This is a genomic window from Gardnerella leopoldii (assembly GCF_003293675.1).
GTDB classification, from domain to species: Bacteria; Actinomycetota; Actinomycetes; order Actinomycetales; family Bifidobacteriaceae; genus Bifidobacterium; species Bifidobacterium leopoldii.
The window spans coordinates 1466126-1491447 of record NZ_CP029984.1 but is presented as its reverse complement, the minus strand read 5'-3'; the positions used below and the strand labels follow the sequence as shown (position 1 = coordinate 1491447).

Below are 25322 nucleotides of genomic sequence, written 5' to 3'. Positions count from 1 at the left end.
CGTTGAGCACTAAGTTTTGAGTACATTTATTGCACGGGTTGAATTGAGGCCTCTTGGCGAGCAACATCAAGCGCTTTGTTGAAGGCATCGCTAGTCCAACTTGCTCCAGCAACAACCGAAATATGCAAATCTTTTAGTGACTTTCCAACAATTTTGCCAGGTATAGCTTTTGAAAATGCGTCCATGTGGCCTTTTGAAATCGGCGTAAACGGATGAGATGTTATCTGCACATCGCTAACATTTCCATTTGCAACGCTTAAGCGTACATCAAAACTGTCTTCTGCAACAGGACCATACGTAGCTTTGACTTTATAGTCACCATCTTTGTAATTACCAGTATCAGTTTTAGACTGGTTTTTAGAATCCCCAGAATCTTCACTTTGAGCTGAAGACTTAGATTGCTGAGCACCAGCATTGTACTTGCCTGAAGGATTACCACCATCATCTGCACTCTGACCAGAATTGCCAGCAAACTCATCATTCATTGGCACAGCACTAGGTTCACCGCAAGCCGACAACATAGCAGAAGATGCAGCTACAATTGCAAGCGTAGCAACGGTTTTTGCAACTTTTTTGGATTTCAAATCATCGCGTGAAACATCGTGAAACATATTATCTGAAATCATAAAATCATCGCCTTTAAATCTTGTATATTTTAAAATCTTGCGCAACTAATCATCTAAATTCGCTAATTTAGGCGACTTAGTAGGCTCATGGTCTTGCAAAGCTTCCACAACACTTTCATCAACGTGAGCACTCGTAAACGCAGGCTTGCCACCAATCGCCTCGTACGCTTTGCGCGCACTCTCATTATTCCAACGCTCACCAACAAGCACACCGTGATTAAGCATAATTTCGCGATCCGCGCATTGAGCAACCAGAGAATCGTGAGTTACAACAATAATCGTAGTCCCTTGATTGTGCAGCTGCTTAAACAAATCGAGCACAATCTGCTCATTTTTTTCATCCAAATTACCAGTCGGCTCATCCGCAAGCAGCAACTTCGGACAGTTAATAAGCGCGCGAGCAACGCACACACGCTGCTGCTCGCCGCCAGAAAGCTGGCTTGGTAAATGGTGAGCGCGGTCCTTCAAGCCAACTCGATCCAAAGCATCCATTGCCTGAGCTTCGTCAACAACAGAATGATAGTATTGCGCAACCATCACGTTTTCAACTGCCGTTAAATGCGGCACAAGATAAAACTTTTGAAAAACTAAGCCAATTACGTTTTTACGAACGTCAGCAAGCTGACCGGCATTCAAATCCTCAAGTTTGCGACCTTGCAAAGACACGGAACCCTTGGAAGGCGAATCCATGCAGCCAATAATGTTCATAAGTGTTGTTTTGCCAGAGCCACTCGAGCCAACAATAGAAAGCCACTCGCCTTCTGGCACAGTAAGCGACAAATCGTCAACCGCGCGAAGAGATCCGTAAATCTTGGAAATATGATCCAAAGTCAACAGCATTTTTGGCTTAGACTCCGCGCCTTCCAACTTATTTTCTACATTCTCTGTCATATTAAATCCTTAACTCAAATCTTAAACAATCTCTAAATTTACGCTTAAAATTATTCTTCTCGAAGCACAATCGCAGGATCGATCTTTGAAGCGCGCAAAACAGGCGGCAACGCAGCAACGCAAGATGCAATAATGCTAAACGCCACCGAGAACGCAACAAGCCACCAATTCACGCCCAAATCTCTAGAGAACACCATTGCTGCAAGCAAACGTGCAAACACATACCCTACTGCGGTACCAGCAACGCCACCAACGAAGCCATATAATCCAGCTTCAGCAGTAAACTCCACGCCAATACTCCGTGCGCTCGCACCCAAAGCTTTGCGCAAACCAATTTCATTTCGACGCTGTTGCACAATCGAAGAAATCGTAGTGCTCACGCCAACCATCATCAACACTAGAACAACTAGCGACACAATGCAGAACAGGCTGCGAAGCATAGTGATAATACCAGTGTCAGCAGCAGTAACTTTAGTAACTTGCTGAGCGCGCACACGCATAGAAGTCATGTCGTTAATACTTCTCACAACAGCATCAACACTAGGAGCAGAAGACGAGTAAGCAATAACATCCGTACCACGCTTAACTCCTGTAAGAGAATTTACATCTGCGTTTAGCGCATATAACATGGAATCCTCTGCGCCGCCTGTGTCCAAAATGCCACAAACGCGGAAAGTTGTGCCGTGAGTATCCATAATATCTGTTGAGACTCTGCCTTCAACGAGCTTTTGTTGAGATGAATTTTGTGCAGATTCTTCTGAAGAATTTGCAACAGAATTTTGCGCTGGTTTATCTGCAGATTTATTTGCAGCCTTATTTTCAGACTTCTCTGCTGGCTTATGCGAGCCGGCAGTATTATCCGAGGATCTATACGCAATCGCAATTCGAGAACCTATTTTTAAGCCCATCGCAAGAGCTACATCTCGCCCAACCATAACATTTCCACTGCTAGGCCAAGAGCCGTCTACATTCCAATGCTTATTAAGCGACTTTACTGAACGAACGTCTATTCCTGCTAAAACATACGGAGCTGCGTTAATACGCACGTTTTCGTAACGATACGTAGCAGAGCGCATAGCACCTTTTGCAAGAACCATATCATTTGTGTGCAAAACCATTGCGCGATCAATACCGTTTTTCCACTCGCCCTCAATTGGAGTTACGATAATATTCGCTCCATACGCACGCATTTCATCGCTCATTTGCTGAGGCACAACAAGGCAGATTGCAGCTAAACAAAACAGCGTGGCAGCACCAACAAGCGTTGCAATAACAGCCATCAAAGCACGCGATTTTCTACGAAATACCGCGCTAAATAGCATGGTAATAAACATAGAATTGTTGGAAGTCATATAAGATTTACCTGCCATGAAGCACCTCCGCAGGACGCACACTCAAAATCGAACGAATCGACGAGCCTGCAGCCGCAAGCACAGTCAACGCAAGCAGCACGAACACCAGAACAAATACCATCGGTCGGAACAAAATCGCAGAGTCGAACACTGTAAAACCAATAATCTGCGCCACTGCAAATCCCAAAGCCATGCCGAGTAACGCTCCACCAAACGCAATAACCGCAGTTTCCATAAGCATAAGACGAGCAACAGCACCATCACGCGCACCCAAAGCCTTAAGCAATGCAAGCTCACCGGAACGCTCAGAAATTGAAGCAGCCATAAGATTCGCCACAGCAACAGCCGCAGCAATTAAACTTAACGCAGTCATCAAAACCATAACAGCGCGCGTCTTATTTAATACGTTACCCTGAAGAGCTGCAACTTGACGAACCTGCTTTGCAACAGCTCCAGGAATTACCTCCTCAATTTGGTAAGTAATCGAACTCGGGTAAGCCGTGCAATACCAAGTTTCCCACTCTTCCTGGCTGAGCGCTGCCGGATTTTTAGCAGCCTTTCGCGCTAAATCATTTTCAGGAGTAGTAAGCGCCTTTACTTCAATCGAATCAACCTTATTCGGCTTATTTGCAAGGCTTTGAGCATCGCTAGAACTTGCGTAGATTGCGTTATTATCGTCGTCGCCAGAATCGTATATGCCAACCAAGCGCAACGAAACCTCGCGCCCGTCACGAATCAAACGCAAACGCTGACCAATTTTTAAGTGCAAATGCTCAGCTAGCTGCGCACCTACCATTGCTTCAGATTTATTATCTTTTGCCCAACGACCTGCATTAATCTTCCACCAAGAGCGCAAACCCCTAACACCAACAACCGTTGTTTCCCCGGAAGCGAGCGCAAGCTTACGATTAAACCAAGTTCCAATAATAGGCACTACCAAATCGCCAGAAGATTTCGCTTCAAGATTTGCGTGAACTTTTATTTTTGGCGCAAAATTAGTGATATTAAACGCCCAGAAAATCATTTTTATTTTTGCAGCATCAGATTCTTTTAGCGAAGCAGTAGACTCGTGGCTTTCCGCAGCCTTTAAACTCCCAGAACCATTAGTATCAATCTGCTCTCGAGAAGCATACAAATCATTTACAACAGCGCTAGATTTTGGCTGAACCACAATATTTGAACCATATGAACTAAGCTCTGCGTTAATTTTGTCTCCAACGTCATACACAACGCTAAGCATTGACACGCTAACGCACGCGCTTAAGCACACTACGAGCGCAATTAACACACGCTTTTTCAATTGCCGCACAAGAGATCGAGCAACCATGCGCATCATAAACATAGCAACTCTCCCTTACTTAAAATGCGAACTGAGCACGTCTAAATCAGCAGTATGAATTGTGATTTTGCCATGCCCAGCCTTATACGGGAACGGAATCGGATTGCAACCACCTTTAAAACCGATAGTTGCCAAATTAATTGCTACGTCACATTTACGGCAAATAATCTTACCGTCTTTTTCATAGTAGCCTGCATCTCCACAGTTTTCGCAAGCATCCAAGCCAACGCCATACGCTCCACCATTCTTTTTAATGATTATAAAGCGCATAACAGTGCCGTCTTTTGCTTTGTATTGGAAGCGATGCAAATGACCATCTGAAACTTGAACGTAATTAATAGTCGCAACACCATCGTGCAATTCGTACGGTTCTGGAGGCGTAAGAGTTGGTTTAATATTCATAATAGATACGCCTACAGTAAGCGTAAGTATTACTGTGATAGCAGCCAAAAGAGCTGCGAGCGCAGACTTTCGAGATTTCCTTTTAAACGCTCGCTTCGTGCGAATTTCTGCAGCATTTTCACCAACTACAGCCGTTTTAAAGCCGATTATTACGGATGCAGCAGCAGGAATCATAAACACGCTAATTTGCGCCATAATCATTAACGGAGCGTTATTAATTAGCCAAACAAGCACGCTGAAAGAAAAGTCATCCATATAAAGCAGAATGCTTCCTTGCATAATCTGCAAAAGTGAAGTTATGTGCTGCACTAGCAAAATAATCATGCTTAAAACTACAGCGATTTTGAAAGAAATCGCGTTAGATGTAGTGCGCAAAGAACGAACCATAAGGCTTAAGCAAATAGCAGCAATAACTCCAAGCACAAAACCAAGCGCTCGAAGCAACATGTCTGATGTAAAAGGCGGAGTGCTTGAATCTACGAAAATAGTAAGCTGCAAAATAACATCTGGCAAAGCATAAAACACAGTAAACGCTAAGCAACATGCACCAATTGCGTTACTTATGTGCATTAAAAGCGGGCAATTACGCCAATTTCTTACTATTTTGTGTGAAAAGATAACCACAATAATTGCAGCAATATCAAGCGGAACTGCAATGCACAACGCCGGCATATTAACAAAGTTTCGCTGATTAATTACCACAGATGCGCGAAGTATAGCAAAAATAAGAGCTGCAACTGTGCCTGCAGACAGCCCATACAATCTCCAACGTGCGCTTAGAGGCTTATCTCGCCCCTCGCCAACAGTGAGCGATGTGCTTAATCCCATTGTGAGTAGCGTAAGAGGGAGCAGCCCAGGCATAACTGCCACAAACAGTCTGAGCATAACTCCCTCCTTTGCTGTTACTTATTATTTACTAAAATTATTAATTAATCGCTAATTATTAACTAGCTATCACTACCACTGACGAGGAGTGTACTTCCAATCGTCGAAGGTTGCCTTAATTGGCTCAGTCCAGAAGCGACCGGTTACGCCGGTAGCAGGATCGACGTGAAGCATCCAACCCTTCTTTTCTGGGGATTCAATAGAAAGCACGAGCTTGTAATTTCCAGCCTTGTCAAGCTTAACGTTTGCACCGTAGTGAGGGCCATCGGAAGCGTTCATCTGCATAAAAGTACCCTTGCCAACGGATTCACCGCTTGCCTTATCGACAATCTCATAATTCACAGTCAAATCTGGAATGAACTCGCCCTTACCGTAGCCAAGCTTTGTACCTTTTTGGTTAGCGTGGATATCGGCTTCAAGGTGGAAGCTTGCTTCACTTGCCTTCAAACCCATACCGGCTGGGAGCATATCAACTGGCTGGAAGTACACGGCACCAATAGTAAGAGGTCCAATGTTCTGATCTTGGTGAGGACCAACTGGAACCTCCTCAAAGCCCTTATCGCCGCCCTTGTCATCAGACTTGTTATCAGACTTCTGCTCGGTTGCTTGTGACTTAGCATCAGTTTTAGCTGAATTGCCATTGGAACCGCATCCAGCGAGCGCAAGCAGTCCAGCAAGAACTAAAGCTGCAATTGCTGTCATTTTATTATTCTTCATATCTAACCTTCTGTATTTGTTGTTAGTTACTTTTATTTAATTGTTGTTATTGGTTGTTTATTAATTATTTATTAGTTGGTTATTTGTTGTTTTGCTTATTTATTTTCTATCGCGCGTTTCCCACGACTTCGCGCAATAGATACGCAAAGCAGTGAAATCACAACAATTGCTGCCACAATTTGAGCAACAATCGTCTCAACATACGGATAGAACCCAAGCCAATCGTTAGTTGGCAAGCCTTGAATATACATTCCTTCGAGAGCATCGCCCTCGATTAACGCGTGCACGCCACCGCCCGCAAAAATTACTACGAGAACAGACATAAGAGCGCTTGTTCCAGTAAAGAATGGGCGAATTGGTATGCGCACAGATGCGAAACGAATCAGCAAGAATATCACTACAAGAACTGCAGCAGCGGAAATGAAGCCCCCCCAAATCATAGAGTCAGCTCCGTTTGAAACTGCAAAGATTGCTTGATAGAAGATTACAGTTTCAGCACCTTCGCGGAACACCGCAAGGAAACTCAATAACGCTAAAGAAACCAAACTTCCCTTAGAAACTGCTGCCGTTGTTTGCTCACTAATATACTTATTCCATGCTTGCACTGAAGATCTAGAAATCATCCAATTACTCGTGTAAAGCAGCATAAGCATTGCGAACAATGCAACAACGCCTTCTGTAATCTCCTGCTGCGGACCAGAACCATTAAATAGCAAGCCGAATAGTGCAGCTACAGCAAGAGATGCCACAATTCCAGCCGCAATACCTAGGTAAATATACTTCACCATATTCTTGTGACCGGATTTAACAAGGTAAGCAATAATTGCTGCAACAACTAGCAACGCTTCCAAACCTTCACGAAGCAAAATTACGAAAGCCTGACCGAATGAGCTAGTTATGAATTGCATAAATGGATTTGCGCTTGAAGATGCGCCTTTGTCTAATTTTGCTGCGTCTTCAATAAGCATCGCTTTAAGATCCGTTACGAACTTTTTAGCTTGCTCAATAGTTCCGCCGTTGTTCATTGTTTGGCGGCACTCTTTGAATTGATACTCGACAGTCGAAACGCGACTTCCGCTTATTGCATTCATCACGTTCTTCTCGAAACCAAGCTTTTCGTAATACTGGTAATAGGCTTCATTAATTAAATCAACTGCAGATGCTACTTGAGTTTTATTACCTTTTGCAGACTTGTATTTTGCAACAGACTTGTCGAGAATAACGTTCATTTCTCGAGCAACTTGACCCCACGTACGACCATTGCGCCCAAGGTTTTTCTTTTTTGCAGCATCAAGCTTTTTGCGCTCTGCTTTAATTTGCGCACGCAACTTTTGTGCATAAACATTTGGCTTATCCACTTTTAAGTTGGCATCGAGACTAGATGCAGTTTGTGCAACATCCACTGAAAGAGCCGTTGAAACAGCACTTATTTGTGAACCTTGATTTTGCTGGTATACAAGCGTTTGTAGCTGCTGGAATTGATCAGTTTGTGCCTGAACTTTATTCTGCCCGATTGCATCTCGCACAACCGTAATCATGTTAGAAGCAACATAAACGGAATTGTATGCTGCTTCAAATCGAGTTGCAGCTCCAGAATTATTGCCACTATTGTATTCTGATTGACCTTGTAGCAATTCTTTATTAATTGCTTTAGAAACTTCTGTCCAGCTAGTATATGAACGATCCGCATCTGTTGCAAAAGCTGGAATAGTTGTAGCGAACGAACTCACTATGCAACCTACCAACATGCACACAGCCAGAATCAGTGCAGCCGAGTCACGAATAATTCGGCGCACTTTTACATACGCGCGCATAACATCTCCTCGCGTTCTTCCGCGTCTTCTTGCGATTCCGCACTTCTCACGCGTTTTACGCCTTTTGCGTTAACGCATTTCTGCATATCTACGCGCTCTACCCCAAATTGAGCGCACCCAACTAAAACTTGCCATTACAAAGGCCCCACAGGTACATAATATCGACATATCATGTAGATTGATATAGTTCTACGCAAAAAACACGCAAATATTACAAAAATGATATTGATAACGATAATTATCAATCTTTTTGCGATTATGCAGCAAAAAAATACGCTGGGAATGCGCGCGTTTTGCGAAGCGCATGATTTGGCGAGATTACCGCAAACTCAGCGCTTGTAGTTTGCACGATTTTTTGCAAATCGTTTTCTTGCGAAACAAAAAGCGCAGTTGCGAGCGCGTCGGCATAAGCAGTTGGAAAAGCGCAAGTTTTAGCAGGAATATACGCCCAGCTTGCAGAAAGTTTTTGCGAAGGAACGCCGTCTAAAGCGTTAATCAGATGAGTTGCAATTAAATTAGATTCAAAAGCATTGTCTGCAAGGCAATTTGCGTCTTTTACTTTCCAACGCTTTCTTGCAGCAGACGAAGCACACAACGCTCCGCTTGCAATTGATGCCACTCCAACTGCTTGCGTTGTATCAAAAGGATTTTCCAGCGCAACTTTTATTTGGTAATCTTCATCGCTAAAGCAAGCGCGCATATCACCGCCGGCATTTACCAAAAAATCGCAATCCGAAAGCGAATCGTCACCAAGCTCGTCTTTAAGAATATTCGTTACAAGATCTACAAAATAACCCTTCCCAGCTGCCCCAAAATCAAGCTGCACTGGCTGATTTGTGTGAAGCGTTGTGCCGCTGTCATCTCGAGAAATATCTGCCCACTTAACTGGAAGAGAGCGGCGATATTTGCTCCAGCTGCCACTGACACTGCCACTATCCTTGTTCGCACTGCCAGCCGGCTCCGGAACGAATTGCACAGAATTATCGTAGCCAAGCGCAAGCAAATCCGCGCCAATACAAGCGTCGAAAGCTCCTCGAGTGGCATCGTAAAACTCGTCGTAAATTGCAAAAAGCGGCTGTGTCCACGCCGGAAACTCAAACTCACCGCCATGCTCCGCACGAGCCATGCGCGAAACAAACGAATCTTCACGAAAGCGCGAAAGCACCGATTCATACTCTTCAACAAAAGCGCGAATCCGCTTCTGCACGCGCTGCGAAATCGGCTTGCTGCTAGAGATAATAATCCCCGTTCCAAGCGCGCGCTCAATCGCAACAACATTCCTAAACATCGCTTGCTTCAATCCCTAAGTCAAAACTCTCTGTTACTCGTCAAAATCCGCAACAAAACAACAAAAACAGCAAAATGTCGACATAGTTTACAGACAGTCTCATTCTATACCGACATTTTTAAAAAATAGCAGCATAGCACACAAAAACATTCGCCTATACCTACATTCTGGCAAAATGAAGGCATAGCGTGCAAAAAATATTCATCTATACCAAAATTTTTGCAAAAACGCATTATAGAAATATTTACGGCACTGGCAACATAACGCAACTCGTTTCTGCGTAGCACGATTTACGCGTTTTAATGAATACCCATAACAACTAGCTAAGAAACAAATAAACAACGCTACTTAAGCAACCAATCAACAATGTTTTCAACACGAATGCCGTCGTAATCATCATCTAAAGCCTTACTCAAAGTAATAACCAGCTTTTCATAATTATTCTGAATCTTCCGAAGCGGCTTTAACTCTCGCTCGCGCATAGACTCATCCATCATGCTTTCAGTTACTTGAATATAAAGCTTTTCGCAAGCAGAAGTCGCAACAAAATCAACTTTTCACAAGTTTAAGTCATTCATGACCTAAACTTCGATTTTTCCTAAGTTTAGGTTATTGATAACTCAAACTTTGTATTTTTGCAAGTTTAGATTGCACACTATAGCGATACATAATTGCTAGATTCAATCTATGCCGTAACGAGTTTTATACGCAGCGTAATCCTTATCTTGCAAAACACTAGCCACATTCGGCGCGTATTCGTATTCTTCTTCAACAAGATGCGCAAACTGCTGCTGCGCTAAAAGCTCAACCTGCAAAGGCTTTGTAATAATGTGGAACATATCTTCAAGAAGCTTTGTATCGTTAGCATCTTTAGCCTGGATTGAAGCTTCGTCGTTAACACGCTGCGTTATTAATCCCCAATCGAAATGGTATCCAGCATCTCGCGCAACTATATCCCAAAAAACGCGTTGCGTTCTACCATTGCCCTCACGAAATGGGTGTAAAACATTAAAATTATTGTAATTTACGCTTAGCGTACTAATAAACTCGTCAATAGATAAACCTTGCAATAAATTATCATTTTTAAGCGTTTGCTCACAGTAGCGAATCCCAACGCCCATATATTCAAGCGGATGAAACGGCTCGCCACCGCCTTTAGACATGTCAATAGTGCGAATCTGACCAGCCCAATCGTAAACATCCTGGAAAAGATAATGATGAATCCACTGCAATTGCTTAACAGTTCCTTCAGCATGCGGCAAATTTTCGTACAAAATAGAACATCTTGTGAGAACAGCATCGTTCTCATATTTATCTAATTCAATCTGATTATTTATATTAGATTTGTTCTTCAATACCCTTGTGTGAGGAATAAGATAAGGGTCAAAAACTGTTTCCACGACGCACACAACCCAATAACTTAATCCATTACGCCATATCTAGAACGCATTCTAGCAACAAATTCGTCACTGGTTATAAGACCTTTAGCATATTGATTTGCGTCATAAAGAAACTCTTTTGAAGGCGAATTGCCTTCAAGTCTGCCTGAAGCTATTGCAAGACCCAAATTTTCTTGACGCCTACGTTGCGTTTCTTTATCAATCATTTCTTCTCCCTGCCAACACACGCACCCAAATCAAAAACAACTATTAACTATTTTACTATGTGCAATACATTTTGATTACAGCATATTCAATTACAACACATTTTACTTACAGCACATTTTGCGATTTGACGAATCCAGCATCGGCAACATAACGCCACTAGTTTCGGTGCAACATGATTTACGCACTTTAAAACTAAGCAAATCCCACTTCGCAAATTTGAAAATTTTTTAATTTTGCGAAGTCAGATGATATTTGCACAAGCCGCAAAACACAAAAAACAGAACGCAATCGGAAAATGCATAAAGAAAAGAGCCTTCGCGCGCGAACGCAAATAGGTACTCACTTTCAAAAGTGAAAAAATATTAAAGTTTTGAAAGTGAAACTACGCATCTATTTTCAAAAGTGAAAAATACTGCATACTGCGATTCTGAAAACAAAATTAACGATGATCCCAAATTGGAGCGCGATACTGCTACTATCGCCAACACAATCCCAAAACCCAAACCAAAGCCTAAACTCAAACCAAAGCTCAAACCAAAACAAAGCCTAAACCCAAACCAAAGCTCAAACCGAAACCAAGCCAAAGCTCATAACAAACCTCGCACCACTGCGCGGCAGAAACTTTACAGCGGCGTAAAGTTTCGGTCGGATTAAGGCTGTAAAACGTCAGAAACTTTACAGTCATGTAAAGAAACAGTCGCGAAATAGCAGAAAAACGGCAGAAACTTTACACGCGAGTAAAGAAAAAGTCGTCTACACACCAAAAAACGTCAGAAACTTTACAACGCGCGCCAAAAACAAAAGGCAGGAGCTCGGGATACCCAAACTCCTGCCTTTTCGCTTACTTCACTTATACGTAAGCCTAAATCACCTTAGCGTTAGGCAGCACGTTGCCGTCTTTATCAACGTTACAACTATGCTCAACAGCAATAGTAATATGATCAGAATCAACAGAGAAGAAGCCGTCTGTCACTTTAAAAACGTGACGCACACCCTTCAAATCGTCAACCTTCACAAAACCGTGATCAATCAACGCAAGCACAGCCTCATGTCCAGGAAGCACGCCCATAGCGCCATTCACAGAAGGAATAACCACGAACTTGGCGTCACCTTCCCAAACAGGATGCCTGGCTGCCACCACACTAACGTGCAGCGATTTTACTTGCTTCTCCGACATAATCACGCACCAAACTCTTGCTGCATATCGTGCCAACGACGCTCAAGATCATCAATGCCACCGATACCAGAGAATGCCTGCTCAGGAATCTCATCGTAAACACCATCGCAAATGCGAGTGAATGCCTCAATGGTTTCGTCTGCTGGCACATAAGAACCTGGACGACCAGTGAACTTTTCAGCCACATAGAAGTTCTGACCAAGGAACTGCTCAATCTTACGAGCGCGGCTCACAGTAGTCTTATCTTCCTCACCAAGCTCATCGATACCAATCAAAGCGATGATGTCCTGAAGCTCCTTGTTACGCTGCAAAATAGCCTTAACGCGGTTTGCGCAATCATAATGAGCCTGACCAACGTAACGCGGATCCAAAATTCTAGAAGTAGAAGTCAAAGGATCCACAGCTGGGTAAATACCCTTAGCTGCAATATCACGTGAAAGCTCAGTAGTTGCATCCAAGTGCGTAAAGGTTGTTGCAGGTGCAGGATCAGTGTAATCATCTGCAGGCACATAAATAGCCTGAAGCGACGTAATGGAATGACCGCGCGTAGAAGTAATACGCTCCTGCAATGCACCCATTTCATCTGCCAAGTTTGGCTGGTAACCAACTGCGGAAGGCATACGACCCAGCAAAGTGGACACCTCAGAACCAGCCTGAGTAAAGCGGAATATGTTATCGATGAACAGCAACACATCCTGATTCTGCACATCGCGGAAGTACTCAGCCATAGTCAAAGCGGTAAGAGGCACACGAAGACGAGTCCCAGGAGGCTCATCCATCTGACCAAAGACAAGTGCTGTTTTCTCCAAAACGCCAGCATCAGCCATTTCGCCAATCAAATCGTTACCTTCACGGGTACGTTCGCCAACGCCAGCAAACACAGACACACCACCGTGATTCTGTGCAACGCGCTGAATCATTTCCTGAATCAACACAGTTTTACCAACGCCTGCACCACCGAACAGACCAATTTTACCGCCCTGAACGTAAGGGGTAAGCAAATCGATAACCTTAATACCAGTTTCGAACATCTGAGTCTTAGACTCAAGCTGATCAAAAGCAGGTGGGTTACGGTGAATTGGCCAACGCTCAGTTACTTCAATATGCTCGCCAGGCTTAGCATTCAAAATGTTGCCTGTAACATCGAACACGTGACCCTTAGTAACGTCACCAACAGGTACAGAGATTGGACCGCCAGTATCTCGCACTAAAGCACCACGAACCAAACCGTCAGTAGGCTTTAAAGCAACTGCACGCACAGTCGAATCACCAAGGTGCTGCTCAACTTCCAGCGTGATCTCGTGAACGGTATCACCTTCCGTGTTACCAACGGTAGCAATATCGACTTTGAGAGCATTGTAAATATCCGGCAGATAGCCGACTGGGAATTCAACGTCAATCACGGAACCCTGAACGCGGGTTACGCGACCAGCTGTTGGATCGACCTCCTGCTCAGCTTCTGGAGGCGCTGTGGTCTGATTTTCAGCCATATGCTCCTAATCCTCCTCATTATTCAGCGCATCAGCGCTGCCGATAATCTCGGTAAGTTCTTGAGTAATGGATGCCTGACGAGAAGCATTAAGCTTTCTTGTCAAATCATCCACCAAATTGCGGGCGTTATCTGTAGCCGTATGCATAGCGTTCTGTCTGCTTGCCGTTTCGGAAGCAGCAGAAGTAAGTAAGCACTCGTGAATACGAGACTGAATATACTTCGGCAAAACAGCATCCAATACTTCATCCGGGCTTGGTTCGAAGCAATACTCCACAGCTTCTGGATTGCTGCGACTCACTGCTTCTTCACGAGCCGAAACTGCGCTCGTAGACGACAATGCTGCTGAAGGACCAGATGCTGCTTCATAGTCAGGACGATGCATAGAAAACTCTTCACCGTCCTTCAAAGGAACCAGCTCAACTGGCAGCATGCGTAACGTACGAACTTTTTGCCTCACCATATTTATAAATTCAGTGAACACAATATACAGTTCCGAAACTCCGCCTTCTGCTTCCGGCGTCATATAAGCGTCCATTAAAGTATCGGAAATCTTTTCAGCAATAGTAACGTCAGGATGGTCAGTAGAACCTTCCCAAGTACCTGCCACATCGCGATTGCGATACTTGTAGTAAGTTGCACCACGTCGACCGTACACGTACAGTTCTGCATGCTTACCTTCTGCATCGAGTTTTGCAAGAAGTGCTTCAGTCTCACGAATAATCGAAGACGTAAACGCACCTGCCATACCACGATCAGAAGTAAGAGCCAAAACTGCTACGCGATTGCCGGCATGCTCTTTACCAAAAATAGGATGCTTAATATTTGCTTCGTGATGAGCTACCAACGCCTGCACGGCATCGAAAATTGCGTCACTATAAGGCTTAGCATTAAGCGCAATATCTCGCGCTTTAGCGATATGAGAAGACGCAATCATTTCCTGAGCCTTAAAGATTTTACCCAAAGACTGTGTGGAAATAATTCTCGATTTCAATGCAAGTTGGGAGGACATACGCTACTTCCCCTCAGGCTCGCGACTGTCTGCTTTTGGCTTAGCTACAAGCTGTTCCTTCTCAACAGGAGCAGGGTTTTCAGCCGGCGGCAAAGAATCCTTTACAATCAAAGGTTTGCCAGCAGATGTCTTAAACGTCCTACGGAAATCATCAATGGCTGCATCAAGCTTAGCTTCAGTTTCCTTAGTGAAGTCTTCAGTATCGCGAATTACTTGCAAAATGTCGGTTCCTTTATCCAAGTAATCCAACAATTCGCTTTCGAAACGCAACACATCCTTCACAGGAATATCGTCAAGCTTTCCATGAGTACCAGCCCACACAGAAACAACTTCTTGCTCCATTGCTCGAGGAGAGAACTGCTTCTGCTTAAGTAGCTCAGTCAAACGAGCACCGCGAGTAAGCTGTGCCTTTGAGGCTGCATCCAGATCAGAAGCGAACATTGCGAAGGATTCCAAAGACTTGTAACGAGCCAAGGAAATCTTCAACATGCCGGAGACTTTCTTCAAAGCCTTAGCCTGAGCTGCGCCACCAACACGAGACACGGAAATACCAACGTCTACTGCTGGACGCTGACCTGCGTTGAACAAATCAGACTGCAAGAAGATCTGACCATCGGTGATAGAAATCACGTTGGTTGGAATGTATGCAGAAACATCGTTTGCCTTGGTTTCGATAATTGGAAGACCGGTCATAGAACCGCCACCCAAATCGTCAGAAAGCTTAGCACAACGTTCAAGCAGACGAGAGTGCAAGTAGAACACGTCGCCTGGGTAAGCTTCACGCCCAGGTGGACGACGCAAAAGCAGGGAAATTGAACGGTATGCTTCTGCTTGTTTCGACAAATCATCGAAAACAATCAAAACGTGTTTGCCGTTGTACATCCAGTGCTGACCGATTGCAGAACCAGTGTAAGGTGCAATGTATTTAAAACCTGCAGAATCAGAAGCTGGGCTTGCCACGATTGTGGTGTACTTCATAGCTCCTGCTTCTTCAAGGCTTTGACGCACTGAAGCAATAGTGGAACCCTTTTGACCGATTGCTACATAAATGCAGCGAACCTGTTTCTTTGGATCTCCAGTTTCCCAGTTAGCCCGCTGGTTAATAATCGTATCTATTGCGATTGCAGTCTTACCTGTTTGACGATCACCAATAATCAACTGGCGCTGACCACGACCTATTGGCGTCATTGCGTCAATAGCCTTCAAACCAGTAGACAATGGTTCATCGACTGGATGACGGTGAATAACGTCTGGAGCCTGGGCTTCAAGAATACGACGCTCATTGCACTCAATCGCACCCAAACCATCGATTGGATTACCCAACGGATCAACGGTACGACCAAGATAAGCGTCACCAACCGGCACAGACAACACCTCGCCTGTGCGGTATACTTCCTGCCCTTCCTCAATGCCTGTAAAATCGCCGAGAATAACAACGCCGATTTCGTGTGCATCAAGGTTGAACGCAAGACCCAAGGTATCGTTCTCGAATGTGAGCAGCTCGTTTGCCATGCAGCCGGACAATCCAGCTACGTGTGCAATGCCGTCACCAGCCGTAACAACATAGCCAACTTCTTGCGTTGGCATGTCTGCAGGCTTATACGAGTCAACGAACCCGTCGAGTGCCTTGCGTATCAGGGCGGGATCAATAGATAGTTCCGCCATAATTCTCCTTAATTTACTACTTCACTGCCTGTGTCCAAGCACCATTTCGTGCAGAACGCTGCAACTGCTTAAGCTGCATCAACATGGTGCGATCGGTTATTTGATCACCGATTTGTATACGCATGCCACCAAGCACGTTTGGATCCACAATTGGGTTAATGTATGCACGATGACCCAACTTATCGCTGTAGATTTCAATCAAACGCTTAATTTGCTTATCTGTAAGCGGCTGAGCAGTAGTGACTGTAACCAATGTTTCTCCAGCTTCACGCTCAAATCCTGACCAAGCGCCGCCGAAGCTACCTGTTTTACCGCTTTCGGCACCTCCGTGCCAAGTTCCTACTAGATAATGCATAATGCGCAATACAACAGGGTGCGCCTTACCTCCAATAAGCTCGTCAATAAGGCGAGACTTATCTTCCGAAGACCTATTCGGATCAGTAATCGCATCAGAAAGCTCAGGATACTTATCAATCATGTCCATCATTGACGAAAGCTCGTCCGAAATGCGCTGCGCTTCATCGTGCGCATCTGAGATGGCCTGAGCAAGCGAAGAACGCGACAAACTATCGTTTACTCGCGCTGCCTTTTCTGGCATTCTTACCTCCTCGTTTCTGTAAAAACGAAGTAACGCAAATAATACAAAACGAAATAACCGTAATTTTATTTTGCGATTATTCAGTTTTGCACATTACTTTACTTGCTTTGATCCGAATTTTTAGTGTCTCCAACTTCATCGATCACATGATCAATAATCTTGGAACTGACGGTATCGTCATCCAATTTGGATGCAAGAATCTTGCCAGCTAAAGCTGCTGCAAGAACCGACACTTCTCCTTGGAGGCTGGACATGGCATGCTTATGCTGAGCCTCAATAGAATGCTGTGCTTCACTGATAATCTTCGCAGCATCCTTTTCAGCGCGTTGTCTAGCTTCGCCAATAATTTTTGAAGCTTCCGATCGAGCCTCTTCACGAGTATTTGCAGCATCAGTTTGAGCTTGAGAAAGTTCGTTTTCAATCTGGCTCTTTAACTCATCTGCTTCACGCTGCACATTAGCAGCCTTAGCCATTCCACCTTCAATTTTTTCTGCACGCTCATCAAGAATTGCCTGGAATTTAGGCATAACGAACTTGTAGAAAAACGCTGCAAGAACAACTAAAACAACCAGCGACCATATAACGTCGTAAGGCTCCGGCAAGAACAACGCCAGTTTATTAGTTTCGGCTGCATATGCCATGGCTTGTCCTTTCTATTCTTTCAACACTTGTATGCGTTGGAACGAGTTGTTTCGTTCGGTTCAGCTTCCCATAATGTAGGCAACGAATCCGAGCAAGCCCAGAACCTCAATGAATGCCAAGCCAATAAACATGAACAACTGAATACGGTTGCCAACTTCTGGCTGGCGTGCAGTGGATTCCATAGCCTTGGCTACAACCATTGCCATTCCGATAGCAGGGGAAAGAGTAGCAACAGCAAAGCCTAGAATGCTAAGGTTGCCCGTCAATCCTGCGAGAGCGATGATACTATTCATTGGTTTCCTTTCTTTAGGAACAGTAACCAGTTATAAACCCTAAGATTATTAAACCTGTTTTATCTGTTTGCTTTAACTAGCTTTAATTAGTTTTACCTATTTATGCAATAGCAACAGCAGATTTTTCTTCTTTCTCGGGGTAACTTTCCGAAATATACACAGATGCAAGAACGGTAAAAATAAACGCCTGCAAGCCTGCGACTATTACTTCGAATACTGTAAACAGAATGCCACCAAGCAGCCATAATGCACCGCCTAAGGCAAGGAGTTTATTGCTGGAATCCACCACAAAGAAGTTGGTGAATACTAGACAAGTGGCCACCAGCAAATGGCCAGCAATCATATTCGCAAACAAACGGATTGTAAGCGAAAGTGGTCGCACAATCAACAATTCCAGAAGCTGCAATGGCGTAAGAATAAAGTAAATTGGCCATGGCACGCCTGCTGGGAACAAGGATTCGCGGAAGAACGTTAGGAATCCTTTTTCTCTAATTCCAGTTATTAAGTATTGGCATACAACCCAAAGAGCAAACACTAATGGCCCTGTAATAGTTGCTGTTGCAGCCATATTTAAGCCTGGAATAACTGAGCAAAGATTAAAGAAAAATATTGTTATAAAAAGAGTTGTTATCATTGGCACATAACGCTTGCCGCGCTCTTCGCCAATCATTTCGTACACAATGTTAAATCGCACAAAGTCCATTAGAATTTCTAGCACGCTTTGGAATCTTCCTGGAACCACTTTTGCGCGAGCTGCTCCAATGCCAAAAATAATCATAACGATTACGGCCATAATAATACGCACCATAACAATTCGGTTCATGGCAAATGGAGTGCCTTGGAACAAAATCTCTGGAGGCAAAAACTCACTAATATCAGGTAGCTCTGGTTTATTCGAAGCTACAGTAGAAGCTACAGTCGTGGTCTTCTGTAAAACATCAACCATCACATCCATAAGTGCCTCCTTATAGCAATCCGTTCACACGCCTCAATTCAGTGCCGCTCACTCACATACTCAATTCAATCATTCTCGCGGCATATATATCAACTAGATCATATGTTTCATATTTCGTAAGGCGCGGGGCACGAAACGAAAAATATATCTAATTGCTGATTGTACTCTTTGCTTGTACATAATTACGCAACTTCAAAATTTATTTGTTCATACCGTACTTAATGCCGTCAAATGGATAAAAATTATCGGAGCGCGGAGAAGCCGGCTCATGCCTTATAGAACGTTCAGTTCCAAGCCTTCCAGCAGCTCTTAAATGAGAAATATCAGAAAGATTGTAAGGCGTAGTTTCGTACACCCAATTAAGCCAGTTGCGCCAAAGCAAATTCGCGTGCGCACGCCAAGAAAATAGTGGCTCTAATTTTGGATCGTCATGAGGGAAATAGTTGTAAGGGAATGGCACGTTGCTCAAACCTTTTAACATGTCACGCTCATATTCCTGCGCAAGAGTCATTTTGCCATATTCCCAATGTCCTAGCGCAAAAACTTCAGAAAAATCACGCGTAGCAACTAATCCCGGACCAGATTCGGGACCATACGTAAGAATTTGTAAACGCTGATCTGCAGAAATGCTGTCAACATCAACACTCGCTATTCTAGAATGCGGTTGTAAAGCGATTTCATCAAAACCATTTGTAAGAAAACAGTACTCATCCTGCAAATATTGCGGGAACACGCCAAAAACTTTTTTGCTGAGAACATGCTTTTTTACGCCATATCGATAGTAAAGCGCACCCATTGCGCCCCAGCACAAATACATTGTTGAGAAAACGTGTGTTGATGCCCAGTCAAGAATTTGCGTAAATTCGTGCCAGTAGTCGACTTCTTCAAATTCCATATGCTCAACAGGAGCGCCCGTCACAACGAATCCGTCGTAATAGTTGTTACGAAGTGCGTCAAGATTTTCATAGAATTTTACTAAATGATCAGCGCTAACATGTGTCGATACATGCGTAGAAGTTTTCATAAAATCGACGTCAACTTGCAAAGGAGACTTAGAGATGAGTCTCAAAAGCTGAGTTTCTGTCTCGATTTTTTTGGGCATAAGATTCAAAATCAACAAACGAAGTGGTCGAACATCCTGCTGTTCTGCTTCTGGGCGTTCCAATGCAAAAATTCGCTCAGCATCTAATATGCTTCGCGCTGGCAATCCTTCAGGAATCTTAATAGGCATGTGTTTATTATACTCCACACTTGTTTATGTTTATTATGTCTATGTCACTCATGTACACGAATCGTAAAATTCTAACCAAATACAGCGAGACACGCCCGAAAGTTGACAAATCTAAATTTGCACCTATCGTAGATAGAGCTGCTAAAAGTAGCCGACGCGGGGTGGAGCAGCTCGGTAGCTCGCTGGGCTCATAACCCAGAGGTCCATGGTTCAAATCCATGCCCCGCTACTAAAGCCAAGAATCACACAAATTTCTCACGATTGTTGTGGTTCTTGGCTTTTTTGTTTAATACTACATAAGTCGCCCAAAAGCGTCATCGCGCAATAATCAATAAAGAAGAATTGCAAGACGGCGACGAGCGCGCGCAAGACGCTCATCATCTGCAGGAAGTATGGCAAAATACTCAAGCATACGAGAACGAATAGCATCCGCATCACTCTTATGACCAGATGCAAGGAAGTCAAGCAGTCGCCCAAAAGCGTCATCAATATGACCGTCAATCATATCTACATCTGCTACTGCAAGCTGCGAATCTAAATCATCCTTATTATCGCCAGCAGCCTTTCTAACCGCAGCAACATCAGTATTAGTATTACGCGAAAGCAACAAAGCTTTTGCATGTTCACGCGATGCAAGCACATCATGAGGATCTGCTTCCATTACTTTTGCATACTCGCGTGCAGCACCTTCATAATCACCCTTCATAGCAAGCGAATGAGCTTGCTCATGAGCAGGCGGAACATTCTCAACAGAGTTATTCCCGGAACTATCTTGATCTGAGTCTTTAGACATTTCAGACTTTTTCTCAACCGAGGATTCCACAAAAGGAGCAGTTCCAGCAACACCAGAGCGTTCAGCAACCTGAACCAATTGCGGCAAAATAGTGCCACAAATCTGCTGTAATTCCTCGTCGCTAGGTAAACCTTGCGCAATAGGCATAGGACGTCCGCCAATTAAACCGTAAATTGCAGGAAGCTGCTGCGCTTGCAATGCTTGAGCAATACTTGGGCTTTCATCAGAGTCGATACGAGCTAACTGCATACGACCGTCAAGCGCGTTAACAGCATCCGCTAATTTCTGTGCCACATCATAATAGGCCTCGTCATTAGCTTGCCAAAGCAAAATAACAATTGGGAAACTTACAGACGTTTGCACCATCGCCTGAAAAGACTGCTCATTAACATCGATTACATAGCCGCCAGCTTTTGGAGCAGAAGAACCAGTAGAGCCCGATGCAGCTTTAGCAGCTTGCTTAGCTTGAGCTTCTACGCGACGCTTTACGCCTTCTAAATCTACAGCCCCAGCAAGCGAAAATCCGCCAGGATTCATGCCTTGCGCTTTACTACTCACCATTTTTCCTCTTTTCCAAGCACACTAAATTGTACTTACAAAATTTATAAAGCTTCTACCTTAATAGGCTGACGCTCAGCACCAACAGGAATAATCTTCATATGAGAACTAGCTGGAGGAACTACTAGAGCAATAACATTTACGTAAGTTACTCGCATAGTACCTTTTGCTTTACCATCGCCAAATAATGCTTTTTCTTCATCAGAAGCAGGACGAGATTCACGCCCTTCACCAGCTTTACGAGTCCACACAGAATCTATGCGCGCAACAACCAAATCGCTTCCATCGCTTGAACGCATAATGCTTATTTGTTTGAGATTTGGTGTAAAGATTTGTTCTTGAGAGCCTTTATTTCGCTCCATTCCAGCTTGCACTGCTTTAGAAAGTTCAACTAACTTTTTACGCAAATAATCGTCAGCAAAATGCTTCGCGTACTTGCTGTTTTCACCATTTTGTAAAACGTCTGCATACGCAGCTACCGCTTCATCTGGAGTCATCACCAAACCAGTATCGTTAGATTTACCCATTGAAGAACCAATACTTGGCACAGCAAATTTAGGAAGATGCACTCCAGGGAATAAGCGCGCAACAGCCCAAAGTTTATAATTCGAACGCGCTCTCTGTTGACGTAAAACCAGCAAACGTTTTGACTGTTGATCTTTAGTAGTAGTTGTAATAGTCATTAAATCTCTTGGCCAACCAGAATTAGTTGGCACAATAGTTTGCGCGGCTTCACGTGGAATAGTGGTCTTAGGATCTAAGTTTCCAGTTTTGTTTGCAATCGTAAGCTCGCTCGTGCGAATATCGAGAGCAGGTCCAGAAACTGCTTGAGATAATGAATCCACATCTTTTTCGTCGTTTGCCTTTTCTAGAGTGCGAAGCAACCCCAAGCGGATATCTTTTTCTTGCAGCATAGTCACATTAGGCAACTCTTGATTACTACGCGCTTCAGCAGGTTTCGGCACCTGCCCATCGCAAGCAGATAATCCAGTTACCATAACCGTTGATACAACACATGCTATTAATGTGACTATGTTGTTGCGCAATACGCCTCTATTTTTACTGTTTACGCGGTGAATATCGACATTAGTATTACGCATTTTATTCATTTCCTCGCTCACTTGAAGAATTACCGCGGTAGCCTTTCCCATTTTTTCTGTAGCGACCGTTACTGCCGTCTCCTCTAAACCCATTTCGTTTTATGCGAGACTGCTTATCGTTGCTATTTTTAGACGAATTTTGACGTTTGTTTGATTCTGAGTTGCGATAGTTTTCGTGATCATTAAGCTTTTTCTTACTAGATTCATGTGAAATCTTGCTATTACTATCTGAAGGCTTGACCGTTTCTAAACGTTTCTTTGCAAACTTTTCAGAATTATTAGCATTGTTTCTATCGTTCTGACGGTTACGCCTCTTGTTATTCTGCTGTGCATACTTATTTTGCTGCTGATGCTTATCCTTATGATCGTTCAGACTATTGCCATCCGACGCGCTTGCGTAAGATTTTTTCTTATTTCGCGGAGTCTTAATATTCTGAGAATTCCGCTTATATTGCTTATTTTCTGAATTTGCTGATTCTGCTGAATTTCCAGAATATTTCGCATTTCCTATATCTTCCGCATTTGCTAAATCTTCCCCGTTTGCCGCAGCATCCTGATTGTGCAAATCATTAAATTCATCATCAACATTGCCTAAGTCATCTAAATAAGAATTATCGTCATGTTGCTGCATAAAGCGCGCGGCAAACGCAAGCATTTCATCTTGTGCAATAACAGTAGTTTCAGCCAAAGAATCAGTAGATGCAACCGCTGTAGAAGCAGACGCAATTCGAGTTTGCATACCATTTGAGTCGCCGCTTTGCATTGAATCTTTGCGACGACGTGCATGACCCCCATGCCTTGCGTGACTTCCAGAATCCTTCTTGTGTCGTTTGTGACCAAAAATACCAGACATGGTTCCAGAAATCGCCTCAGCAAAGGTGACTTCGTCACGCTGTGCAGACTTTACTGCCAACGCTCCTGAACGGCTAGCTATTAATTGCTTATTACGACGACGATGCGGAGCCATTGCAAAAATAGTTGCAGAAAGTATAGCTAATACTGCAAAAAGTGCTCCTACAAAATATAAAGGCGTTGCAAAATCTGGAATTTGATTACGACGCCACCGCAATTCTATGGAAGCTTCCGGTACATTATCCCCCAAATCAATTAGCAAAACACGTCTAGCAGCCTGCGAACGCAGTGCAGAAGAAGCAGTATCAGAGCTATTTGACTTACTAGAGCGAGTGCCTGATTTAGACATTGTGCCGTTTGCAACAGCATGATCGTATGACGCAGAACCAGAAGATTGAACATAATCTGCAGTATTTATTGCCAATTTCGCTAAACCAAGCTGGCATGTAACTATAGGCCATAAATTAGATTCTTGGAATTTTACGTCAGGATCCTTAATGTCCACAGAGTCACCCGCTTGCACAGAGGTTCTACCAGACACTTCAGAAACTGAAAGATTATTCCAATCACGCAAACCAGTAATTCTTTGTACTGGAGAACCTGCCACCCAGCCTCTTACGTCTTTCGTTAAACCTACAGCAACACAAATAGGCTTACGCGTATGCAAAGCAGCGACACTAATACGAACCCTGTTATCTACAAGATTCAAAACACCAGGATCAGTGACAATATAACGAGTTCCAGATACTTTAGCGTACGCAATAACCACATTACTAGGCTTCCAAAATGTTGAGTTGGCAACACCAAGAACAACACTTAATACTGCAAGCAAAGCAAAAAATGGAGCTACAACGCCGCGCATGATTTTACTGCGCAAAGTGAGCCGTCGCATTGGTCGTCGCATTGGTCGTCCTTCTGTATCAGAAGCATCTTCTATATTTGTCATAACGATACCATTCTACAGTCTTTTAATATTACTTGCATGTTTTGATGTAAAAATCAGCGTCAAGCGGTAATGTGAGGCTATGAAAAAAATCAAAACATTAGGACAAAAATCTCTTTTACTTCGCGCTTTCGCAACTATTAGCGCAGTAGCAATGTGCGTAGTGCTTGCTTCATGCGGAGAAAATTCTGACAATAACAATTTAACTGATGAAAACGCTCAAAAAGCTGGAATGCAGTTGCTGGAAGGCGTAAGCGCATCGGGAGAGCTGGGCAAAAAGCCTAAAATAACGCTGAAAACGCCTGTAAAAGTAAAGCAAAATACTTATGCCGTTTTGCAACGAGGCAACGGAGAAACAATTAAAGAAGGCGATCGCGTATGCTCTCAGGGCATTGTGTTCGACTCCAAAACCGGCAAAGAGCTTATGAATACTTGGAAAGAAGGCAAAGTTGATTGCTCAATTTCCATTAATAAAAACTCTACAAGCCGACCATATTACGCTTTAATTAAGGGCAAAAAAATTAATACGACTATTGCTTTGGGCGTAAGCGGAGGAGCCAAAAATCCTTCATATATTATGGTTCTTACAATGGTTTCGCGATCAAAATCTCTAACTAGAGCAACAGGCAAAGCTGTTACGAATATTCCCGCAAATTTGCCGAAGGTAACTCTTGATAAATCTGGAGCACCAACCTTAGATAAAAATAACTACGTTCCAGACGGAAAGCTTGTTTCTCAGACTTTGATTGAAGGAACCGGCAAAAAAGTAACTGCAAAAGACACAGTTTCCGCTCATTACACTGGTTGGACTGCCGATAAAGACGGCAAACTTCATCAGTTTGATTCTTCTTGGCTTCGTGGCATACCTGCAGACTTCCAACTTGCTGGAGGAGTAATCCCTGGTTGGACTAAAGGCTTAACTGGAAAGAAAGTTGGTTCCCAAGTTCTTTTGGTAATCCCACCAGAAGATGGCTACGGCAAAGAAGAAAAGAAGGACGCGCGCGGAAACGTAACTATTCCTGCAAATGCCACGCTGTACTTTGTAGTCGATATTCTTTATGCTTCGTGAGATTTGTAATTTTGCAAACTGTTG

The 25322-nt window shown here is 43.7% G+C and carries 24 protein-coding genes and 1 tRNA gene; 2 read left to right on the top strand and 23 right to left on the bottom strand.

The window, feature by feature from the left end; all coding sequences use genetic code 11:
• Window positions 1-26: 26 nt before the first annotated feature.
• The 20 genes from DOD25_RS06040 to DOD25_RS05940 all read right to left on the bottom strand — a co-directional run bounded on the left by DOD25_RS06040 (window position 27) and on the right by DOD25_RS05940 (window position 19983).
• On the bottom strand, window positions 27-626 hold the full coding sequence (locus tag DOD25_RS06040; protein WP_004105691.1) for an FMN-binding protein: 600 nt from the start codon (window positions 624-626) through the stop codon (window positions 27-29).
• 45 nt (window positions 627-671) lie between these two features.
• Entirely contained in the window at window positions 672-1517 is an 846-nt protein-coding gene (locus DOD25_RS06035; protein ID WP_004105693.1) for an ABC transporter ATP-binding protein, read from the bottom strand.
• Window positions 1518-1567: 50 nt separating this feature from the next.
• Window positions 1568-2887, bottom strand: a complete 1320-nt coding sequence (locus tag DOD25_RS06030; RefSeq protein ID WP_004574159.1) for an ABC transporter permease — start codon at window positions 2885-2887, stop codon at window positions 1568-1570.
• Window positions 2877-4211 carry an ABC transporter permease gene (locus tag DOD25_RS06025; protein WP_004574160.1) on the bottom strand — a complete coding sequence of 445 codons (1335 nt, stop codon included), beginning with the start codon at window positions 4209-4211 and terminating at the stop codon, window positions 2877-2879. Before DOD25_RS06025 ends, DOD25_RS06030 begins: the two co-directional genes overlap by 11 nt.
• 12 nt (window positions 4212-4223) lie before the next feature.
• Window positions 4224-5495 carry a DUF2318 domain-containing protein gene (locus tag DOD25_RS06020; RefSeq protein ID WP_112928858.1) on the bottom strand — a complete coding sequence of 424 codons (1272 nt, stop codon included), beginning with the start codon at window positions 5493-5495 and terminating at the stop codon, window positions 4224-4226.
• Between the two features lie 72 nt (window positions 5496-5567).
• On the bottom strand, window positions 5568-6212 hold the full coding sequence (locus DOD25_RS06015) for an iron transporter (protein ID WP_112928857.1): 645 nt from the start codon (window positions 6210-6212) through the stop codon (window positions 5568-5570).
• Between the two features lie 95 nt (window positions 6213-6307).
• Window positions 6308-8026: an FTR1 family iron permease gene (locus tag DOD25_RS06010; protein ID WP_112928856.1), complete on the bottom strand. Its 1719-nt coding sequence runs from the start codon at window positions 8024-8026 to the stop codon at window positions 6308-6310.
• A gap of 256 nt (window positions 8027-8282) precedes the next feature.
• Complete coding sequence (locus tag DOD25_RS06005) at window positions 8283-9314, bottom strand: FAD:protein FMN transferase (protein ID WP_162720545.1); 1032 nt, start codon at window positions 9312-9314, stop codon at window positions 8283-8285.
• A 344-nt stretch (window positions 9315-9658) separates the two neighbouring features.
• The gene (locus DOD25_RS05995) at window positions 9659-9811 is read right to left on the bottom strand and encodes an ATPase (protein ID WP_080575116.1); all 153 of its coding nucleotides are present in this window, start codon (window positions 9809-9811) and stop codon (window positions 9659-9661) included.
• 183 nt (window positions 9812-9994) lie between these two features.
• Window positions 9995-10714, bottom strand: a complete 720-nt coding sequence (locus DOD25_RS05990) for a Fic/DOC family protein (RefSeq protein WP_112928854.1) — start codon at window positions 10712-10714, stop codon at window positions 9995-9997.
• Window positions 10715-10734: 20 nt separating this feature from the next.
• Window positions 10735-10920 (bottom strand): antitoxin VbhA family protein, encoded by a 186-nt coding sequence (locus tag DOD25_RS05985; RefSeq protein ID WP_004105736.1) that lies wholly within the window; start codon window positions 10918-10920, stop codon window positions 10735-10737.
• Between the two features lie 863 nt (window positions 10921-11783).
• On the bottom strand, window positions 11784-12098 hold the full coding sequence (locus tag DOD25_RS05980) for a F0F1 ATP synthase subunit epsilon (protein ID WP_032835331.1): 315 nt from the start codon (window positions 12096-12098) through the stop codon (window positions 11784-11786).
• A gap of 2 nt (window positions 12099-12100) precedes the next feature.
• Window positions 12101-13588 (bottom strand): F0F1 ATP synthase subunit beta, encoded by a 1488-nt coding sequence (atpD, locus tag DOD25_RS05975; RefSeq protein ID WP_004105740.1) that lies wholly within the window; start codon window positions 13586-13588, stop codon window positions 12101-12103.
• Between the two features lie 6 nt (window positions 13589-13594).
• Window positions 13595-14599, bottom strand: coding sequence for a F0F1 ATP synthase subunit gamma (locus tag DOD25_RS05970; protein ID WP_004574170.1), 1005 nt, complete (start codon window positions 14597-14599; stop codon window positions 13595-13597).
• A 3-nt stretch (window positions 14600-14602) separates the two neighbouring features.
• A complete protein-coding gene (gene atpA / locus DOD25_RS05965) occupies window positions 14603-16264 on the bottom strand; it encodes a F0F1 ATP synthase subunit alpha (RefSeq protein WP_032842365.1) in 1662 nt (553 codons plus the stop codon).
• A gap of 16 nt (window positions 16265-16280) precedes the next feature.
• Complete coding sequence (locus tag DOD25_RS05960) at window positions 16281-16862, bottom strand: F0F1 ATP synthase subunit delta (RefSeq protein ID WP_004105743.1); 582 nt, start codon at window positions 16860-16862, stop codon at window positions 16281-16283.
• 98 nt (window positions 16863-16960) lie between these two features.
• The gene (locus DOD25_RS05955; protein WP_101885844.1) at window positions 16961-17503 is read right to left on the bottom strand and encodes a F0F1 ATP synthase subunit B; all 543 of its coding nucleotides are present in this window, start codon (window positions 17501-17503) and stop codon (window positions 16961-16963) included.
• A 60-nt stretch (window positions 17504-17563) separates the two neighbouring features.
• A complete protein-coding gene (atpE, locus tag DOD25_RS05950) occupies window positions 17564-17797 on the bottom strand; it encodes an ATP synthase F0 subunit C (protein ID WP_101885843.1) in 234 nt (77 codons plus the stop codon).
• Between the two features lie 100 nt (window positions 17798-17897).
• A complete protein-coding gene (gene atpB, locus DOD25_RS05945) occupies window positions 17898-18752 on the bottom strand; it encodes a F0F1 ATP synthase subunit A (RefSeq protein WP_004105753.1) in 855 nt (284 codons plus the stop codon).
• A 199-nt stretch (window positions 18753-18951) separates the two neighbouring features.
• On the bottom strand, window positions 18952-19983 hold the full coding sequence (locus tag DOD25_RS05940; protein WP_101885842.1) for a homoserine O-succinyltransferase: 1032 nt from the start codon (window positions 19981-19983) through the stop codon (window positions 18952-18954).
• A 155-nt stretch (window positions 19984-20138) separates the two neighbouring features.
• On the opposite strand from DOD25_RS05940, the gene DOD25_RS05935 reads away from it, so the two are divergent.
• Window positions 20139-20212 (top strand) — tRNA-Met (locus tag DOD25_RS05935).
• Between the two features lie 99 nt (window positions 20213-20311).
• Here the strand turns inward: DOD25_RS05935 and DOD25_RS05930 are convergent.
• The 3 genes from DOD25_RS05930 to DOD25_RS05920 are packed head-to-tail and all read right to left on the bottom strand — an operon-like array spanning window position 20312 to window position 24232.
• Window positions 20312-21337, bottom strand: a complete 1026-nt coding sequence (locus tag DOD25_RS05930) for a tetratricopeptide repeat protein (protein WP_004574175.1) — start codon at window positions 21335-21337, stop codon at window positions 20312-20314.
• Between the two features lie 41 nt (window positions 21338-21378).
• Window positions 21379-22443: a hypothetical protein gene (locus tag DOD25_RS05925; protein ID WP_004574176.1), complete on the bottom strand. Its 1065-nt coding sequence runs from the start codon at window positions 22441-22443 to the stop codon at window positions 21379-21381.
• A complete protein-coding gene (locus tag DOD25_RS05920; protein WP_101885841.1) occupies window positions 22436-24232 on the bottom strand; it encodes a hypothetical protein in 1797 nt (598 codons plus the stop codon). Before DOD25_RS05920 ends, DOD25_RS05925 begins: the two co-directional genes overlap by 8 nt.
• A gap of 79 nt (window positions 24233-24311) precedes the next feature.
• Between DOD25_RS05920 and DOD25_RS05915 the strand changes: the two genes are divergently transcribed.
• Window positions 24312-25298: an FKBP-type peptidyl-prolyl cis-trans isomerase gene (locus tag DOD25_RS05915; RefSeq protein WP_064340281.1), complete on the top strand. Its 987-nt coding sequence runs from the start codon at window positions 24312-24314 to the stop codon at window positions 25296-25298.
• The last annotated feature ends 24 nt before the right edge of the window (window positions 25299-25322 follow it).

Excerpts from the sequence above, each read along its gene's own strand:
- DOD25_RS06005 (WP_162720545.1), bottom strand. The coding sequence starts at position 9,314 with ATGTTTAGGAATGTTGTTGCGATTGAGCGCGCGCTTGGAACGGGGATT.
- DOD25_RS06010 (WP_112928856.1), bottom strand. The coding sequence starts at position 8,026 with ATGCGCGCGTATGTAAAAGTGCGCCGAATTATTCGTGACTCGGCTGCA.
- atpD (WP_004105740.1), bottom strand. The coding sequence starts at position 13,588 with ATGGCTGAAAATCAGACCACAGCGCCTCCAGAAGCTGAGCAGGAGGTC.
- atpE (WP_101885843.1), bottom strand. The coding sequence starts at position 17,797 with ATGAATAGTATCATCGCTCTCGCAGGATTGACGGGCAACCTTAGCATT.
- atpA (WP_032842365.1), bottom strand. The coding sequence starts at position 16,264 with ATGGCGGAACTATCTATTGATCCCGCCCTGATACGCAAGGCACTCGAC.
- atpB (WP_004105753.1), bottom strand. The coding sequence starts at position 18,752 with ATGGATGTGATGGTTGATGTTTTACAGAAGACCACGACTGTAGCTTCT.
- DOD25_RS05930 (WP_004574175.1), bottom strand. The coding sequence starts at position 21,337 with ATGGTGAGTAGTAAAGCGCAAGGCATGAATCCTGGCGGATTTTCGCTT.
- DOD25_RS05920 (WP_101885841.1), bottom strand. The coding sequence starts at position 24,232 with ATGACAAATATAGAAGATGCTTCTGATACAGAAGGACGACCAATGCGA.
- DOD25_RS06025 (WP_004574160.1), bottom strand. The coding sequence starts at position 4,211 with ATGTTTATGATGCGCATGGTTGCTCGATCTCTTGTGCGGCAATTGAAA.
- DOD25_RS05985 (WP_004105736.1), bottom strand. The coding sequence starts at position 10,920 with ATGATTGATAAAGAAACGCAACGTAGGCGTCAAGAAAATTTGGGTCTT.
- DOD25_RS05955 (WP_101885844.1), bottom strand. The coding sequence starts at position 17,503 with ATGGCATATGCAGCCGAAACTAATAAACTGGCGTTGTTCTTGCCGGAG.
- DOD25_RS05980 (WP_032835331.1), bottom strand. The coding sequence starts at position 12,098 with ATGTCGGAGAAGCAAGTAAAATCGCTGCACGTTAGTGTGGTGGCAGCC.
- DOD25_RS05940 (WP_101885842.1), bottom strand. The coding sequence starts at position 19,983 with ATGCCTATTAAGATTCCTGAAGGATTGCCAGCGCGAAGCATATTAGAT.
- DOD25_RS06015 (WP_112928857.1), bottom strand. The coding sequence starts at position 6,212 with ATGAAGAATAATAAAATGACAGCAATTGCAGCTTTAGTTCTTGCTGGA.
- DOD25_RS05995 (WP_080575116.1), bottom strand. The coding sequence starts at position 9,811 with ATGATGGATGAGTCTATGCGCGAGCGAGAGTTAAAGCCGCTTCGGAAG.
- DOD25_RS05960 (WP_004105743.1), bottom strand. The coding sequence starts at position 16,862 with ATGCCAGAAAAGGCAGCGCGAGTAAACGATAGTTTGTCGCGTTCTTCG.
- DOD25_RS05915 (WP_064340281.1), top strand. The coding sequence starts at position 24,312 with ATGAAAAAAATCAAAACATTAGGACAAAAATCTCTTTTACTTCGCGCT.
- DOD25_RS05925 (WP_004574176.1), bottom strand. The coding sequence starts at position 22,443 with ATGAATAAAATGCGTAATACTAATGTCGATATTCACCGCGTAAACAGT.
- DOD25_RS06020 (WP_112928858.1), bottom strand. The coding sequence starts at position 5,495 with ATGCTCAGACTGTTTGTGGCAGTTATGCCTGGGCTGCTCCCTCTTACG.
- DOD25_RS06035 (WP_004105693.1), bottom strand. The coding sequence starts at position 1,517 with ATGACAGAGAATGTAGAAAATAAGTTGGAAGGCGCGGAGTCTAAGCCA.
- DOD25_RS05970 (WP_004574170.1), bottom strand. The coding sequence starts at position 14,599 with ATGTCCTCCCAACTTGCATTGAAATCGAGAATTATTTCCACACAGTCT.
- DOD25_RS06040 (WP_004105691.1), bottom strand. The coding sequence starts at position 626 with ATGATTTCAGATAATATGTTTCACGATGTTTCACGCGATGATTTGAAA.
- DOD25_RS06030 (WP_004574159.1), bottom strand. The coding sequence starts at position 2,887 with ATGGCAGGTAAATCTTATATGACTTCCAACAATTCTATGTTTATTACC.